This window comes from Actinomyces sp. AC-20-1 (assembly GCF_023369555.1).
GTDB lineage: Bacteria > Actinomycetota > Actinomycetes > Actinomycetales > Actinomycetaceae > Actinomyces.
This window is the reverse complement of record NZ_JACJVC010000015.1, coordinates 43,038-58,674: the sequence shown is the minus strand read 5'-3', so window position 1 is coordinate 58,674 and position 15,637 is coordinate 43,038. Positions and strand designations below refer to the sequence as shown.

At 75.2% G+C, this 15,637-nt stretch carries 12 protein-coding genes; all 12 read left to right on the top strand.

Annotated elements, in window-relative coordinates; genetic code table 11:
• Nucleotides 1-2 precede the first annotated feature (2 nt).
• The 12 genes from H6X67_RS09040 to H6X67_RS08985 all read left to right on the top strand — a co-directional run bounded on the left by H6X67_RS09040 (nt 3) and on the right by H6X67_RS08985 (nt 15,636).
• Complete coding sequence (locus tag H6X67_RS09040; protein ID WP_249369918.1) at nt 3-1,823, top strand: peptidoglycan D,D-transpeptidase FtsI family protein; 1,821 nt, start codon at nt 3-5, stop codon at nt 1,821-1,823.
• A 79-nt stretch (nt 1,824-1,902) separates the two neighbouring features.
• Entirely contained in the window at nt 1,903-3,513 is a 1,611-nt protein-coding gene (locus H6X67_RS09035; protein WP_249435510.1) for a UDP-N-acetylmuramoyl-L-alanyl-D-glutamate--2,6-diaminopimelate ligase, read from the top strand.
• Nucleotides 3,510-5,027: a UDP-N-acetylmuramoyl-tripeptide--D-alanyl-D-alanine ligase gene (locus H6X67_RS09030; RefSeq protein WP_249369156.1), complete on the top strand. Its 1,518-nt coding sequence runs from the start codon at nt 3,510-3,512 to the stop codon at nt 5,025-5,027. The genes H6X67_RS09035 and H6X67_RS09030 overlap by 4 nt, the downstream gene beginning before the upstream one ends.
• Nucleotides 5,024-6,112 carry a phospho-N-acetylmuramoyl-pentapeptide-transferase gene (gene mraY / locus H6X67_RS09025; protein WP_249369155.1) on the top strand — a complete coding sequence of 363 codons (1,089 nt, stop codon included), beginning with the start codon at nt 5,024-5,026 and terminating at the stop codon, nt 6,110-6,112. The genes H6X67_RS09030 and mraY overlap by 4 nt, the downstream gene beginning before the upstream one ends.
• 112 nt (nt 6,113-6,224) lie before the next feature.
• Nucleotides 6,225-7,733, top strand: a complete 1,509-nt coding sequence (gene murD / locus H6X67_RS09020; protein WP_249369154.1) for a UDP-N-acetylmuramoyl-L-alanine--D-glutamate ligase — start codon at nt 6,225-6,227, stop codon at nt 7,731-7,733.
• A complete protein-coding gene (locus tag H6X67_RS09015) occupies nt 7,730-9,079 on the top strand; it encodes a peptidoglycan glycosyltransferase FtsW (RefSeq protein ID WP_311765858.1) in 1,350 nt (449 codons plus the stop codon). Before murD ends, H6X67_RS09015 begins: the two co-directional genes overlap by 4 nt.
• On the top strand, nt 9,069-10,298 hold the full coding sequence (locus H6X67_RS09010) for a UDP-N-acetylglucosamine--N-acetylmuramyl-(pentapeptide) pyrophosphoryl-undecaprenol N-acetylglucosamine transferase (protein ID WP_249369153.1): 1,230 nt from the start codon (nt 9,069-9,071) through the stop codon (nt 10,296-10,298). Before H6X67_RS09015 ends, H6X67_RS09010 begins: the two co-directional genes overlap by 11 nt.
• Nucleotides 10,299-10,310: 12 nt before the next feature.
• Nucleotides 10,311-11,789 carry a UDP-N-acetylmuramate--L-alanine ligase gene (gene murC / locus H6X67_RS09005; RefSeq protein ID WP_249369152.1) on the top strand — a complete coding sequence of 493 codons (1,479 nt, stop codon included), beginning with the start codon at nt 10,311-10,313 and terminating at the stop codon, nt 11,787-11,789.
• On the top strand, nt 11,786-12,823 hold the full coding sequence (locus H6X67_RS09000; protein ID WP_249369151.1) for a cell division protein FtsQ/DivIB: 1,038 nt from the start codon (nt 11,786-11,788) through the stop codon (nt 12,821-12,823). The genes murC and H6X67_RS09000 overlap by 4 nt, the downstream gene beginning before the upstream one ends.
• Before the next feature lie 198 nt (nt 12,824-13,021).
• Nucleotides 13,022-14,263, top strand: coding sequence for a cell division protein FtsZ (gene ftsZ, locus H6X67_RS08995; RefSeq protein WP_249435509.1), 1,242 nt, complete (start codon nt 13,022-13,024; stop codon nt 14,261-14,263).
• 14 nt (nt 14,264-14,277) lie between these two features.
• Nucleotides 14,278-15,066, top strand: a complete 789-nt coding sequence (locus H6X67_RS08990; protein ID WP_249367630.1) for a purine nucleoside phosphorylase YfiH/LACC1 family protein — start codon at nt 14,278-14,280, stop codon at nt 15,064-15,066.
• Between the two features lie 120 nt (nt 15,067-15,186).
• Entirely contained in the window at nt 15,187-15,636 is a 450-nt protein-coding gene (locus H6X67_RS08985; RefSeq protein ID WP_249367629.1) for a cell division protein SepF, read from the top strand.
• Nucleotide 15,637: the final 1 nt, after the last annotated feature.

Genomic DNA, 15,637 nt, shown 5'->3' with positions numbered 1-15,637 from the left:
GCGTGAACCCCAGCCGACGCCGGGTCCTGCAGGCCGTGGGCCTGGCGGGCTTCGTCGCGCTGACCGGCCGCACCGCCTGGCTGCAGCTCGTCGAGGGCCCCGACCTGACCGAGCGCGCCCAGGCCGAGCGCACCGTCACCTGGGTCAACCGCGCCCCCCGCGGGCAGATCCTCGCGGCCGACGGCACCGTCCTGGCCTCCTCCTCCGTCTCCTACGACATCGGCGTCAACCAGCGGCTCGTGTCCCAGTACGAGCACTACGTCGAGCACGAGGACCCCGAGACGGGCAGGAAGACCGCCGAGCTCGTCGGGCACGGCGCCGCCGAGGCCGCCGCGCAGATCGCCCCCCTGCTCGGCGTGGACGCCCAGGAGCTCGGGGCCCGGATGGTCGGCGACGAGCCCTACACCGTCATCGCCGAGGCCGTCACCCCCGACACCTGGCGCCAGGTCAACGCCCTCGACATCCCCGGCATCGAGCCCGACCAGCGCGCCCGCCGCTTCTACCCGGCGGGCCACGTGGCGGGCAACGTCATCGGCTTCGCCTACGAGGGCGACGAGCGCGAGCTCATCGGCGCCAACGGGCTCGAGTCCACCCAGAACGCGGTGCTCACCGGCACCGACGGCCGCGGCAGCGTCGAGATCGGCAAGAGCGGCGCCATCATCCCCACCGGCAGGTACGAGGAGGTCGAGGCCGTGGCCGGCACCAGCGTGCGCACCACCCTCAACCCCGACCTCCAGGTCGTCGCGCAGCAGGCCATCGACGAGGTCGTCAAGGCCCAGGGCGCCGACTGGGGCTGCGCCGTCGTCATGGAGCCTGCCACCGGCAAGGTCCTCGTCCTGGCGGACTCCGACGCCATGGACCCCGCCGACCCCCTCGCCTCGGACGAGGGCGACCGTGAGCCCCGCTGCGTCCAGGCGGTCTTCGAGCCCGGAAGCGTCGGCAAGGTGATGACCTTCGCGGCCGCCCTCGAGGAGGGCGTCGTCACCCCCGAGGACGCCTTCACCGTGCCCTACACGTGGGCCGCCGCCAACGGCCAGGTCTTCGAGGACTCCCACGAGCACGAGGTCCAGTACCTCACGGCAGCCCAGGTCCTGGCCGAGTCCTCCAACGTCGGCACCGTCCAGGTCGGTGAGCGCGTCTCCGACGAGGCCCGCCACCACTACATCGAGGCCTTCGGCTACAACCAGCTCACCGGCATCGAGCTGCCCGGGGAGTCCGCCGGGCTGCTGTCCGACTGGACCCAGTGGGACGACCGCACCCGCTACACGACGATGTTCGGTCAGGGCGTGGCCGGCACCGCCCTGCAGGCCGCCCAGGTGCTCGCCACCGTCGCCAACAAGGGCGTGCGCGTGGCCCCGCGCGTCATCGACGCCTGGATCGCCCCCGACGGCACCGAGACCCTCCAGCCCAGCGCCGAGGGGGTGCGCGTCATCTCCGAGCAGACCGCCGCCACCCTCACCGAGATGCTCATCGGCGTCACCCAGGAGGGGGGCACCGCCGAGGCCGCCTCCGTCGACGGCTACCTCGTCGCCGGCAAGACCGGCACCACCGAGATCCTCACCGAGTCCGGCACGGTCGCCTCCTTCGTCGGCTTCACCCCCGCCCGCGACCCCGCCATCGCCGTCGCCGTCGTCGTCTACCGCCCCGGCGGCACCTACGGCGGCACCGTCGCCGCACCGGTCTTCCGCAAGATCGCGCTGGCCGCCATGCACTCCCTGGGCATCGCCCCCGACCCGCTCGTCATCGCCGCCCAGGCCGCCGCCGAGGCCGACGCGCAGGTGGCCGCCGCCCCCACCACCTCCGGCCAGACGGGCGGGGGCTGAGAGCACCCGGCCCCGCACAGGGCGCGCGCACCGACGCCTCAGCGTCGTCCCGCCTCCAGCCACGCTAGATTGAGGAGCCATGAGCAACCACGCCTACGAGTCAGCCGCGGCGCTGCGCCCGCACGACTGCGTCCCCACGGCGCTCGCCGACCTCGCCGAGCTCCTCTCGCTCACCCCCGCCCCCGGGGACGAGCAGGCCGTCACCGCCCTGAGCGTCAACGGCGTGAGCGTGGACTCCGCCGACACCGCCCCCGGCGAGCTCTTCGTCGCCCTGCCGGGATTCCGCCGCCACGGCGCCGAGTTCACCGCCGAGGCCGTCGCCGCCGGCGCCGTGGCCGTGCTCACCGACGCCGCCGGCGTGCCCACCGTCCGCCGCGAGGCCCCCGGCACCCCGGTGCTCACCCACCCCGACCCGCGCGCCGTCGTCGGCCCCCTCGCCGCCGAGGTCTACCACCACCCCTCCCGGCACCTGGTCACCACCGCCGTCACCGGCACCAACGGCAAGACCACCACCTCCTACTTCCTCGACGCGATCCTCGCCGCCCACCTGGGCGGCTGCATGGTGGCCGGCACCGTCGAGCTGCGCGTGGGGGACACCTCCGTGGAGTCCCCACGTACCACCGTCGAGGCGCCCGTCCTGCAGCGCATGATGGCCCTGGCCGTCGAGGAGGGCGTCGGCGCGGCCAGCCTCGAGGCATCCAGCCACGCCGTCGTCCTGCACCGCCTGGACGGCACCGCCCTCGACATCGCGGGCTTCACCAACCTCCAGCGCGACCACCTCGACTTCCACAAGACGATGCAGGGCTACCTCGACGCCAAGGCCCAGCTCTTCACCCCCGAGCACACGCGCCACGCCGTCATCTGCGTCGACGACGAGTGGGGCGCCCAGCTCGCCCACCGCACCGGCCAGGCCGGGCTCGTGCCCGTCGACCGCGTGCGCGCCTACCCGGTCGAGGGCGACCCCGCCGAGGGCACCGACTGGTGGGTCACCGACGCCACCGTCTCCATGACCGACGCCGCCACCACCTTCGTCCTGCACGGTCCCGACGGCGAGCGCATCGAGGCCTCATGCCCGCTGCCCGGCCTCGTCAACGTCCAGAACGCCTCCCTCGCCCTCGTCATGGCCCAGCGGGCCGGGGTCCCCGCCGCCACCGCCGTGGTGGCCCTCGCCCACGCCCACAACATCCCCGGGCGCATGCAGCGCATCAGCCAGCGCGACGGCGTGCGTGGCACCTGCATCGTCGACTTCGCCCACACCCCCGACGCCATGGAGCTCACCCTGCGGGCCGTGCGCCAGATCACCCCGGGGCGCCTCATCGTCGTCTTCGGCTCCGACGGCGACCGCGACCAGGGCAAGCGGCCCATGCTCGGTGAGGTCGCCGCGCGCCTGGCCGACCTGCTCGTCGTCACCGACGAGAACCCCCGCAGCGAGGACCCCCAGCTCATCCGCGACGCCGTCCTTCAGGGCGTGCGCCGCGTGCGCCCCGACCTCGACGGCGTCGAGGAGGTCACCACCTGGCGCGGTGACGCCGTGCGCCGGGGCGTCGAGCTGTGCGGTCCCGAGGACACCGTCATCGTCACCGGCAAGGGCCACGAGCCCTTCCTCGAGGTGGCCGACGAGTTCATCCGCTACAACGACGCCCCCGTCATGCGCGAGGCCGTCGAGGCCAAGTGGGGGCCGCTGGCATGATGACCCGCACCCTGCGCGAGCTCGCCGCTATGGCCGGCGGCACCCTCGTCGCGCCCCCCGAGGTCCTGGAGGACGCCGCCGGGCGCGCCGTCACCGCCGTCGTCACCGACTCCCGCCAGGCGGCCCCCGGCTCCCTGTTCGTCGCCATCGCCGGCGAGCGCACCGACGGCCACGCCCACGTGGCCGCGGTGGCCGCCCAGGGCGGCGCGGCCGCGCTCGTCTCCGACCTCGACGCCGCCCGCCAGGCGCTGGCCGCGGCCGGCACCGCCCCCGAGGCCCTGCCCCTCGTCCTCGTCGCGGACACGGTCGAGGCCCTGGGCTCCGTCGCCCGCGCCCACCTGGCGGACCTGCGCGAGCGCGCCGCGGCACGCGGTGAGGCCCTGACCGTCGTCGGCATGACCGGCAGCGTCGGCAAGACGACGACGAAGGACCTCACCCGCCAGCTCCTCGCCGCCCAGGCACCCACCGTGGCGCCGGTCGCCTCCTTCAACAACGAGATCGGCCTGCCGCTGACCGTGCTCGCCGCCGACGAGTCCACCCGCTACCTCGTCCTCGAGATGGGCGCCTCCGGCCCCGGGCACATCGACTACCTCACCGCCCTGACCCCGCTGGACGCCGCCGCCGTCCTCATGGTCGGCCACGCCCACATGGGCGGCTTCGGCTCCGTCGACGGCGTCGCCGCCGCCAAGGCCGAGATCGTCCGCGGGCTGCTGCCCACCGGCACCGCCGTGCTCAACCTCGACGACCCGCGCACCGCCGCCATGGCCGCCCTCGCCCCCGCCGAGGTCCTCACCTTCTCCGCCACCGGCGACGAGGCGGCCGACCTGCGCGCCACCGGCGTCGAGCTCGACGACCGGGCCCACGCCGTGCTCGACCTGCACCTGCCGGGGCTCACGACGCCCCGCCGGGTGCGCCTGGCCCTGCCCGGAGCCCACAATGTCGCCAACGCCCTGGCCGCCGCCGGCCTCGCCCTGGCGGCCGGGGTCGAGTCGGCCAGCGTCGCCGAGGCCCTGGGCACCGCCCGCCTGGAGAGCCCCCACCGCATGGACGTCCACGAGGCCCGCCTTGAGGCGGGCGACGGCACCCCCGCCATGGACCTGCTCGTCATCGACGACTCCTACAACGCCAACATCGACTCCATGACCGCCTCTCTGGCCTCCCTGCCGGCGCTGGCCGGCGGACGGCGCCGCGTCGTCGTCGTCTCCGAGATGCTGGAGCTGGGCGAGGACTCCGAGGCCCACCACACCCGCACCGGGGAGCTCGCGGCCCGGGCCGGCGCGGACCTGCTGATCACCATCGGCCACGGCGCCGCCCCCGCCGCGGCGGCCGCCCGCTCCTGCGGGCTGAGGACCGTCGAGGTGCCCGACGCCGACGCCGTCATCGCGCTCGTCGGCTCAGCCGACACGCCCCTGCGCGACGGCGACGCCGTCCTCATCAAGGGGTCGAACGGCTCAGGCGCCTGGCGCCTGGCCGACCACCTGAGCGCCCACGCGAAGGAGACGTCCTCCCGATGACCGCGATCCTTGTCTCGGCCCTCGTCGGCCTCATCGGCACCCTGCTGGGCACGCCCCTGCTCATCCGCTTCCTCCAACGGCGCCAGTACGGCCAGTTCATCCGCCAGGACGGGCCCGAGGGGCACATCACCAAGCGCGGCACGCCCACCATGGGCGGCCTCATCATCATCATCTCCACCGTGCTGGGCTACGCGGCCGCCAACCTCATCGAGACGCGCGTGCCCCGGGCCTCCGGCGTGCTCCTGCTCTTCCTCGTCGTCGGGCTGGGCCTCATCGGCTTCATGGACGACTTCGCCAAGATCGCCCAGCAGCGCTCGCTGGGCCTCAAGCCCTGGCAGAAGGTCCTCGGGCAGGCCGTCATCGGCATCGTCTTCGCCGTCGCGGGGCTGGGCTTCGCCGACCGCAACGGGCTCACCCCCGCCTCGACCGCCATCTCCTTCGCCCGCGACTCCAACCTCGACCTGGCCGCCGGGGGAGTGGTCCTCGGGGTCGTCCTCTTCGTCATCTGGGCCAACTTCCTCATCACCGCCTGGTCCAACGCCGTCAACCTCGCCGACGGCCTCGACGGCCTGGCAGCGGGCTGCTCCGCCATGGTCTTCGCCGCCTACACGCTCATCGGCGTGTGGCAGTCCAACCAGTCCTGCCTGCACGCCCACCCCGACGTCGTGGCCACCATGTGCTACGAGACCCGCGACCCGCGCGACCTGGCGATGATCGCCGCCGGCCTCATGGGCGCCTGCTTCGGCTTCCTGTGGTGGAACGCCTCCCCGGCGAAGATCTTCATGGGCGACACCGGCTCCCTCGCGCTGGGCGGGGCCTTCGCCGGGCTGTCGATCCTCACCCGCACCGAGTTCCTGGCCGTCGTCATCGGCGGGCTCTTCCTCGCCGAGGTCCTGTCCGACGTCATCCAGGTGGTCTCCTTCAAGACCACCGGCAAACGGGTCTTCCGCATGGCGCCCTTCCACCACCACTTCGAGCTCGGCGGCTGGACCGAGGTCAACGTCGTCATCCGCTTCTGGATCATCTGCGGGGTGTGCGTCGTGGCGGGCCTGGGCCTGTTCTACGCCGAGTACCTCGTGTCCTGAGCACCCTCGCCCGGCCCCAGGCGCGTCGGCACCACCCGCGCGCCCACCTGACCTACGGTCAGGATGGTGGGCCCCGCGCCCGCCGCCCACCACCGACCACGAGCGAGGAAACGTGAGCAGCACCGCCTCCGGCACCGACGTCGTCCGCGACCTGAGGGACGCGCGGGTCGGCGTCGTCGGGCTCGGGCGCACGGGCCTGGCCGTCATCGACGTCCTGGCCGCGCACGGCGCCCGCGTGAGCGCCTTCGACGCGCGCGAGCAGGCCCTGGAGGGCCTCGACGTGCGCCGCACCGGACCGGTCGTCGAGGCCATGGCCGGCGACGACGAGGAGGTCGCCCGAGCCGTCGTCGAGGCGGACCTCGGCCTGCTCATCGTCTCCCCGGGCGTGGCCGCCACCGGCCCCGTCATGGCGGCCGCGGCCGCCGCCGGCACCGAGACCTGGAGCGAGATCGAGCTCGCCTGGCGCCTGCAGCAGGCGACCCGGCCGCAGGTGCCCTGGATCGCCGTCACCGGCACCGACGGCAAGACCACCACCGTCGGCATGCTCTCCTCGGTCCTGGGCGCCGCGGGCCTCGAGGCCCCGGCGGTGGGCAACATCGGCGTCCCGGCGGTCAGCGTCGTGGCCGAGGGCCGCAGCGACGTCCTCGCCGTCGAGCTGTCCAGCTTCCAGCTGCACACCACCCGCACGCTCAGCCCCCTGGCCGCCGCCTGCCTCAACGTCGCGGCCGACCACCTCGACTGGCACGGCAGCCAGGCCGCCTACGCCGCCGACAAGGCCCGCGTCTACGCCCGCGCCCGCCGTGCCGCCGTCTACAACCTCGCCGACGCCGCCACCCTGGTCATGGTCGAGCAGGCCGACGTCACCGAGGGCTGCCGCGCCATCGGCTTCGGCCTGGCGGTCCCGGGCCTGGGCCAGCTCGGCCTCGTCGAGGACGTCCTCATCGACCGCGGCTGGCACGACGAGCGCCGCAGCCACGGGCTCGAGCTCGCCACCCTGTCCGACCTCGCTCACCTAGCCCCGGGCGGTGACGCCGGCCGGCTGCCCGCCCACGTCGTCGCCGACGCCCTGGCGGCCGCCGCCCTGGCGATGAGCCACGACGCCGTCCAGGCCGCCCCGGACGCGGTCGCCCGGGGGCTGCGCGCCTACGCCCCCGGGGCCCACCGCCTCGTCACCGTCGCCCAGGCCGGCGGCGTCACCTGGGTCGACGACTCCAAGGCCACCAACACCCACTCCGCCCAGGCCGCGCTCACCGGGCTGAGCGAGGCCAGCGCCGTGTGGCTCGTCGGGGGGGACACCAAGGGCGCCGACCTGCACGAGCTCGTCGCGGCCGTCCGCCCCCGCCTGCGCGCCGCCGTCGTGCTGGGGCGCGAGCAGGAGGCCGTCGTCGCGGCCCTGCGCGACGGGGCCCCCGGCCTGCCCCTGGTCCAGGTGCCCGACGGCGAGGGCGAGGCCGTCATCGACGCGGCCGTGCGCGCCGCCGCGGGCCTGGCCCGCCCCGGTGACACCGTCATCCTCGCCCCGGCCGCCGCCTCCTGGGACCAGTTCCGCTCCTACGCCGAGCGCGGTGACCTCTTCACCACGGCCGCACGGCGCCTGGCCGGCGACGGGACGGACCAGTGAGTGCGCCCGCTGCCCGGGGCGCCGCCCGCCCCGCTCGTGGGCGGCTCTCCCAGGGGCCGCTCACCTGGCTGCGTCGTCGCCTGAGCGCCCCCGACGGACCCGTCGAGGGCGAGAGAGCGACGCTGTCCTACTACGCGCTGCTCGTCACCGCGCTCTTCCTGCTCACCTTCGGGCTCATCATGGTCTTCTCCGTGCAGTCCGTGACCGTGGCGGCCAAGGCCGCGGCCGAGGCCGCCGCGGCCGGTGACACCGCGTCCGCGGCCGCGCAGGTGGGCGGCCCCTTCAGCTTCTTCTGGCGCTACCTCGCCATCGCGGTGGCCGCCCTGGTCGCCATGACCCTGGTCTCGCGGACCCCGGTCCGCTGGATCAGGCGCCTGTCCATCGTGGTGCTCGTGGTCTCCGCGGTCGCCCAGGTCTTCGTCTTCGTGCCCGCCACCCGCCACTGCGCCGGAGGCAACTGCAACTGGGTCTGGATCCCGTTCATCGGCACCTTCCAGCCCTCCGAGCTCATCAAGCTCGGCGTCGCCCTGTACATCGGCTGGGTCGCCGCCGCCAGGCCCCAGTGGCTGCAGGGGGTGCGCCCCGTGCTGCTGCGCGTGCTGCTGCCCGTGGGGGCCGCCGTCGGGCTCGTCCTGCTCGGCGGCGACCTCGGCACCGTCGTCATCCTCGCCCTCGTCGCCGCCGCCTGCCTGTGGCTGGCCGGGCTGGGGTGGGGATGGTTCGTCAGCCTCGGCGCCCTGGGCGCCCTCGGCTTCAGCGCGGCGACGATGCTGTCGGCCAACCGGCGCGCCCGCATCCGCGCCTGGCTTGACCCCGACGGCGCTGACCCCCTCGACATCGGCTACCAGCCGACCCACGGGCGCTACGCCCTGGGCACGGGTGGCCTCACCGGCGTGGGGCCGGGCTCCTCGCGCCAGAAGTGGGGGTACCTCACCCAGGCGGACTCCGACTACATCTTCGCGGTCCTCGGCGAGGAGTTCGGGCTCCTCGGCACCCTGCTGACGATCGCCCTGTACCTCGTCGTCGGCTGGTGCTGCCTGCGGCTCATGCGCCGCTCGACCGACCTCTACGTCAAGGTCGTCACCGGCGGTGTCATGACGTGGATCGTCGGCCAGGCCCTGGTCAACATGAGCGTCGTCGTCGGCCTGCTGCCCGTCCTCGGCGTGCCCCTGCCTCTTATCAGCTCCGGCGGCTCCTCCCTCGTCCTCGTCATGGTCGCGGTCGGCGTGCTGCTCGCCTTCGCCCGGCACGAGCCGGGAGCGGAGGAGGCCTTCGCCGCCAGGGCGGGGGCGGTGCGCCGTACCCTGGCGGTCATCTCACCCCGTAGGAGGAACCGTGCCTCATGACACCAGCGCCGCCGGCCCCGCGAGAACGGCCGACGCCCCGGCCCCCCTGCGGGTCCTGCTCGCCGGCGGCGGCACGGCCGGCCACGTCAACCCGTTGCTCGCCACCGCCGCCGCCCTGCGGGACCCCGCCGCCGGCGGTGACCCGCGCACCGGCCTGCTCGTCCTGGGCACCGAGCAGGGGCTGGAGGCGCGCCTCGTGCCCGAGGCCGGCTACGAGCTCTCCCGCGTGCCCCGCGTGCCCATGCCGCGCCGCCCGGGTGCCGACCTGCTGCGCCTGCCCGGGCGGCTGTCCGCCGCCGTGCGCGCCGCCTCGGCCGCCATCGAGCAGGTGGGTGCGGACGTCGTCGTCGGCTTCGGCGGCTACGTCTCCACCCCCGCCTACCTGGCCGCCCGCCGCGCCGGGGTCCCCGTCGTCATCCACGAGCAGAACGCCCGCCCCGGCCTGGCCAACCGGCTCGGGGCCCGCTGGGCGGCCGCCGTCGCCCTCACCTTCGCCTCCACCCCGCTGGCCGCCTCGCCGCGCCGTGGCGGGCGCACGGTGACCACGGGCCTGCCCCTGCGCCCGGCCGTCGCCGGGCTCGTCGCCCGCCGTGCCACCGAGGAGGGCGCGCGCGCCGCACGGGCCGAGGGCGCGGCAGCCCTCGGGCTCGACCCCGGGGCCCCCACGCTGCTCGTCACCGGCGGCTCGCTCGGCGCCCTGCGCCTCAACGAGGTCATGGCCAGCGCCCTGGGCGGCCTGCCGCAGGACGTGCAGGTCCTGCACCTGACCGGCCGGGACAAGGACGCGCCCGTGCGCGCCGCCCTCGAGGAGGCCGTCGCCTCGGGGAGGGCGGACGCGGACCTCGCCGGGCGCTACCACGTCATGGACTACCTCACCGCCATGGAGCAGGCCTACGCCTGCGCCGACGGCGTCATCTGCCGCTCCGGCGCCGGCACCGTCGCCGAGCTCACGGCCCTGGGACTGCCCGCCCTCTACGTGCCCCTGCCCGTGGGCAACGGGGAGCAGCGCCTCAACGCCGCCGACTGCGTGGCCGCAGGGGGAGGGCTCCTCGTCGCCGACGCCGACCTGCGCGACAGCGACGTCACCGGCTTCACGACGCTGCTGGCCGACCCGGCCCGGCACAGCGCCATGTCGGAGGCCGCCGCCTCCACCGGCGCGCGCGACGGTGCCGCGCGCCTGGCCGACCTCATCCGTACCGTCGCCGCCCGCCGCGGCTGAAGGAGACCGAGCATGACCGCAGACCCCGTCGAGGACAGCCCGCTCGCCGGCCGCGCCTTCCACCTCATCGGGGTGGGGGGCGCCGGCATGAGCGTCGTCGCCGAGCTCCTGGCCGAGCAGGGCGCCCGCGTCACCGGCTCGGACGCCAACGGCGGGACGGCCTTCGAGCGGTTGGCCGACCGGGGCCTGGGGGTCGTCCTCGGCCACGCGGCCTCCAACGTGCCCGAGGACGCCGTCGTCGTCGTCTCCACCGCCATCAGGGACACGAACCCGGAGCTGGCCGCGGCCCGCGAGCGGGGCCAGGAGGTGCTGCACCGCTCCCAGGCCCTCGCCCTGGCCGCCGCCGGCCGCCGCTTCGTCGCGGTCGCCGGCGCCCACGGCAAGACGACGACCTCCGGGATGCTCGCCGAGGCCTTGACCCAGGTGGGCCAGGACCCGTCCTTCGCCGTCGGGGGAGTGGTGAGCGCGCTCGGCAGCGGTGCGCACGTGGGATCCGGCGAGGCCTTCGTCGCGGAGGCGGACGAGTCCGACGCCTCCTTCCTCAGCTACACGCCCGCGGTCGAGGTCGTGACGAACGTCGAGCCGGACCACCTCGACCGCTACGGCACCACCGAGGCCTTCGAGCAGGCCTTCGTCGACTTCGCCCACCGCCTTGTGCCCGGCGGTCTGCTCATCGCCTGCTCGGACGACCCGGGCGCCCTGCGCCTGGCCGTGAGCGCCGCGCGGCAGGGCCTGCGCGTGGTCACCTTCGGCACCGGCACGCCCTCCGACCTGCCCGACGGGGGCCTCGTGGGCGAGGGGCACACCCAGCTCACCGTCCTCGAGCGCACCGGGGGCTCGACCCGCTCCCTCCTCACCCGCTGGGGCGCCGGGCCGGACGGCGCCGCCGTGGCCGGTGCCAGCGCCGAGGTGCGCCTGGCCGTCCCCGGCGACCACGTGGCCCTGGACGCGGCGGGCGCCTGGACGGCGGGCCTCGAGCTCGGCGTGGACGCCGGCGCCATGGCCGCTGGGCTGGGCGCCTTCGGGGGCACGGGACGGCGCTTCGAGGACCGTGGTGAGGCCGCCGGGGTGCGGGTCGTCGACGACTACGCCCACCACCCCACGGAGATCACCGCGCTGCTCACCGCGGCGCGCGCCGCGGTGAGCGAGCGCGGGGGGCGGGTCCTCGTGCTCTTCCAGCCCCACCTGTTCTCCCGCACCCTCGCCTTCGCCGACCGCTTCGGCCAGGCCCTGGGCCTGGCCGACGAGGTGGTCGTCACCGCGGTGTACCCCGCGCGCGAGACCCAGGAGCAGTTCCCGCTCGTGACCGGCCGGACGGTCTCCTCGCGCGTGCCCGGAGGGGCCCGCTACGTGGAGGACCGCGTCGAGGCCGCCCTGGCGCTGGCCGATGGGGCGCGCAGCGGCGACCTCCTGCTCACGGTGGGCGCGGGCGACGTCACGCAGATGGCGGATGTCGTCCTGGCGCGCCTGGCCGGCAGGGGCCGGTCGTGAGGAGGCCCGGGGCGCCGCGCCCGGAGCTGCCTGTCGACCCCGACGAGGCGGCCGGGCCCGACGGGGCTGACGACGCGCCCCGGTGGGACCGGGCCGCCGTGCCCGGGGGGACTGAGGAGGGCGGTGCGGTCTCCGCTGGCCGCCCGGGCGCCGGGGCGGGCAGGATGGCTGGCGCGCTGGCGGGCCGGCGGACCGACGTGCCGGAGGGCGCCCTGAGCGTCTTCGGGCGCCGGAGCCGCGAGCTGGCGCAGGACGCGGCGGGCGAGGGCGGCGTCGCTGCGCGCACGGGCTGGGACCGCGTGGTGTCCACGGGCCTGGAGGACCGGCGTCGGGAGCGCGAGCGCGCCGAGCGCCAGCTGAGGCTGCGCAGGCTGGGGACGGTCCTGGCCGTGCTGGTGGCGGCCGCCGTCCTCGTGTGGGGGATCGGCTTCTCCCCGCTGCTGGCGCTGCGGGGCGAGGAGGTGCGGGTCACCGGCTCGGATGGGACGGTGGAGGTCTCACAGGTGCGCCAGGCACTGGCCGGTCACGAGGGGACCTCGCTCGTGCGCCTGGACCCGGCCGGCATGGGCCAGGAGGTGGCGGCCGCGCTCGTGCGCGTGCGCTCGGCCCGGGTGACGCGCTCGTGGCCGCACGGTGTGGAGGTCGCGCTGACGATGCGCGTGCCGGTGGCGGCGCGCCAGACGGAGGCCGGCTACGAGGTGCTTGACGGTGAGGCCGTCGTCCTCGAGGTGGTCGAGGCCGCTCCCGCGGGCACCGCCCTCATCACCCACGAGGGGGACGAGCCCCTGGGTCAGGACCAGGTGACGGCGGTGGCGCTCGTCGTCGGCTGCCTGGACACCGCGACGCGGGGGCAGGTGGCCAGCGCCTCGGCCTCGGGCACGGGGCAGGTGACGCTCGTGCTCACCAGCGGGGCGACGGTCTTCTGGGGCGACACGTCCCAGTCGGTGCTCAAGGCGGAGGTGCTGCGCTCGCTGCTCACGCGCCAGGCGAGCACCTATGACGTCTCGAGCCCGCACAGCCCGACGACGTCCTGAGCGCCGCGCAGCCCGCTGCGGGCAGGGACGGCGAGAAGGCCGGGCGGGAGTCGCGAACACGCCGGGGCAAATCCGCGGGCGGGGGGCCGGCGCCCCCTAGCGTTGGGCACGTCATCAGAAGAATGACATAAGTATAAACCTTCACCTGAGGTTAAGGGTTGAGGGGAGCCCACCGGGCTCGCGGACGCGGAGGCAGCAGTGGCGGAGACCCAGCACTACCAGGCAGTCATCAAGGTCGTCGGAGTCGGCGGAGGCGGCGTCAACGCCGTCAACCGCATGATCGAGGCGGGCCTGCGCGGTGTGGAGTTCATCGCCGTCAACACCGACGCCCAGGCGCTGCTCATGTCCGACGCCGACACCAAGCTCGACGTCGGCCGCGACCTCACCCGCGGCCTCGGCGCCGGAGCCGACCCCTCCATCGGCAAGAAGGCCGCCGAGGACCACGAGGAGGACATCCGCGAGGCCCTCGAGGGCGCCGACATGGTCTTCGTCACCGCCGGCGAGGGCGGCGGCACCGGCACCGGCGCCGCCCCCGTCGTCGCCCAGGTCGCCCGCACCATCGGGGCCCTCACCATCGGCGTCGTCACCCGCCCCTTCGCCTTCGAGGGACGCCGCCGCGCCACCCAGGCCGAGGACGGCGTCGCCAACCTGCGCGCCGAGGTCGACACCCTCATCGTCATCCCCAACGACCGCCTCCTGCAGATCGCCGACCGCAACATCAGCGTCGTCGAGGCCTTCAAGCAGGCCGACAAGGTCCTCCTGCAGGGCGTGCAGGGCATCACCGAGCTCATCACCACCCCCGGGCTCATCAACGTCGACTTCAACGACGTCAAGTCCGTCATGCAGGACGCCGGCAGCGCCCTCATGGGCATCGGCTCCGCCACCGGCGAGGGACGCGCCCTCGCCGCCACCGAGCAGGCCATCTCCTCCCCGCTGCTCGAGTCCTCCATCGACGGCGCCCACGGCGTGCTGCTCTTCTTCCAGGGCGGTAGCGACCTCGGCCTGTTCGAGATCTCCGAGGCCGCCAACCTCGTGCGCGAGTCCGTCCACCCCGAGGCCAACATCATCTTCGGCAACGTCGTCGACGGCGCCCTCGGCGACGAGGTCCGCGTCACCGTCATCGCCGCCGGCTTCGACACCGAGCCCGTCTCCGCCGGCTCCGCCGAGGCCCCCGCCCGCCGCTCCCCGGCGCCCGCGCCCGCCCGCCCGGCCGCCCGCTCCGGCGCCCACGCCGCCGAGCACCCCGTGACCCGGCCGGTGCCGCAGGTCCCGGCACCCGCCGTGTCCGTGTCGGCCGAGCCCGCCGTCCCGGTCACCAGCGAGGTCCCCGCCTACGTCGACGAGTCCCTGCCCGAGGTGGCCCCCGAGCTCGAGGTCCCCCGCGTCCTGGGCGCCGACGCCGAGGTCGACGAGATCGACCTGCCGGACTTCCTGCGCTGAGCGGAGCGCCGCCGTTGACAGCCGCTGCCGCCATCGAGCTGCTCGAGGTCGGGCTGGGCCCCCGTGCCCGCGGGTTCTTCACCACCCGCGGCGCGGGGGCCCCGCCCGTGAACGGGGCCGACCCCCACGCCGGCACCAACCTCGCCCTGCACGTCGGCGACGACGAGAGGCGGGTCCTGGCCCACCGGCGCGCGCTGGCCGCGGCCCTCGCGCGGGCCACCGGGGGACGGGCCCCCACCATCGCCTGGATGAACCAGGTCCACTCCGCCGTCGTCGCCCCCGCCGTCGCAGGCCACGAGGCGCCCACCGCCGACGCCCTCGTGCTCGACCTCAGGCCCGACGGCGCGCCCGCCGCCGGAGCCGCTGCCGTCATGGTCGCCGACTGCGTGCCCCTCCTGCTCGCCACCGGTGACGGGACGCTCACCGCCGTCGTCCACGCCGGGCGCCGCGGCATGCTCGACGGCGTCGTGCCCGCGGCGGTCAGCGCCCTCGTCCGCCGCGGCGCCGACCCCGAGGACCTGTGGGCCGCCATCGGCCCCTGCGTCTGCGGCTCCTGCTACGAGGTCCCCGAGCACATGCGAGAGGCCGGCGCCGCCACCGAGCCGGCCTGCGCCACCACCACCCGCTGGGGCACCCCCGGCCTCGACGTCGCCGCCGGCGTCCTCGCCCAGCTCACCCGGCTCGGTGTGCACCGCGTCGAGCACCCCGGCTGGTGCACCCTCGAGGACGAGCGCTTCTACTCCTACCGCCGCGACGGCAGGACGGGCCGCCTCGCCGGCGTCGTCGTCGGGCAGCGCCCCTGAGGCGTGCCGGCTCCAACGTGGTGACACGCCGACGGCAATCGCCGCCGTGCTCCCGGGTGCCAGATAGCGTCAGCACGTCCGGGCCGTGAGGGGACCGGCAAGCACACAGGAGCCCATGACATGAGCGCGCTGCACAAGATGACCAGCTTCCTCGGCTACGCCCAGCCCGCCGAGGACGAGTACGAGCAGGGCTACGAGGTGGCCGCCGAGCCCTACGCCGAGGACGCCTACGAGGCCGAGCCCGCCTACGCCTCCTACGAGGAGGAGGCGCCCGCCCCCGTCGCCGTACCCGACCTGCGCCGCATCGTCACCGTGCACCCCACCACCTACAACGAGGCCCGGGTCATCGGCGAGGCCTTCCGCGACGGCGTGCCCGTCATTGTCAACCTCACCCACATGGGCGAGGCCGACGCGCGCCGCATGGTCGACTTCTCCGCCGGCCTCGTCTTCGGGCTCAACGGCGCCATCGAGCGCGTCACCCCCCGCGTCTTCCTCCTGACGCCCGCCACCGTCGAGATCGACGGCGGTGAGCAGGCCGAGGAGAACGGCCGCTTCTTCAACCAGAGCTGAG

Bases quoted from the DNA above. Each gene is read 5' to 3' on its own strand.
- mraY (WP_249369155.1), top strand. From the start codon at position 5,024: ATGACCGCGATCCTTGTCTCGGCCCTCGTCGGCCTCATCGGCACCCTG.
- H6X67_RS09035 (WP_249435510.1), top strand. From the start codon at position 1,903: ATGAGCAACCACGCCTACGAGTCAGCCGCGGCGCTGCGCCCGCACGAC.
- H6X67_RS08985 (WP_249367629.1), top strand. From the start codon at position 15,187: ATGAGCGCGCTGCACAAGATGACCAGCTTCCTCGGCTACGCCCAGCCC.
- H6X67_RS09030 (WP_249369156.1), top strand. From the start codon at position 3,510: ATGATGACCCGCACCCTGCGCGAGCTCGCCGCTATGGCCGGCGGCACC.
- murC (WP_249369152.1), top strand. From the start codon at position 10,311: ATGACCGCAGACCCCGTCGAGGACAGCCCGCTCGCCGGCCGCGCCTTC.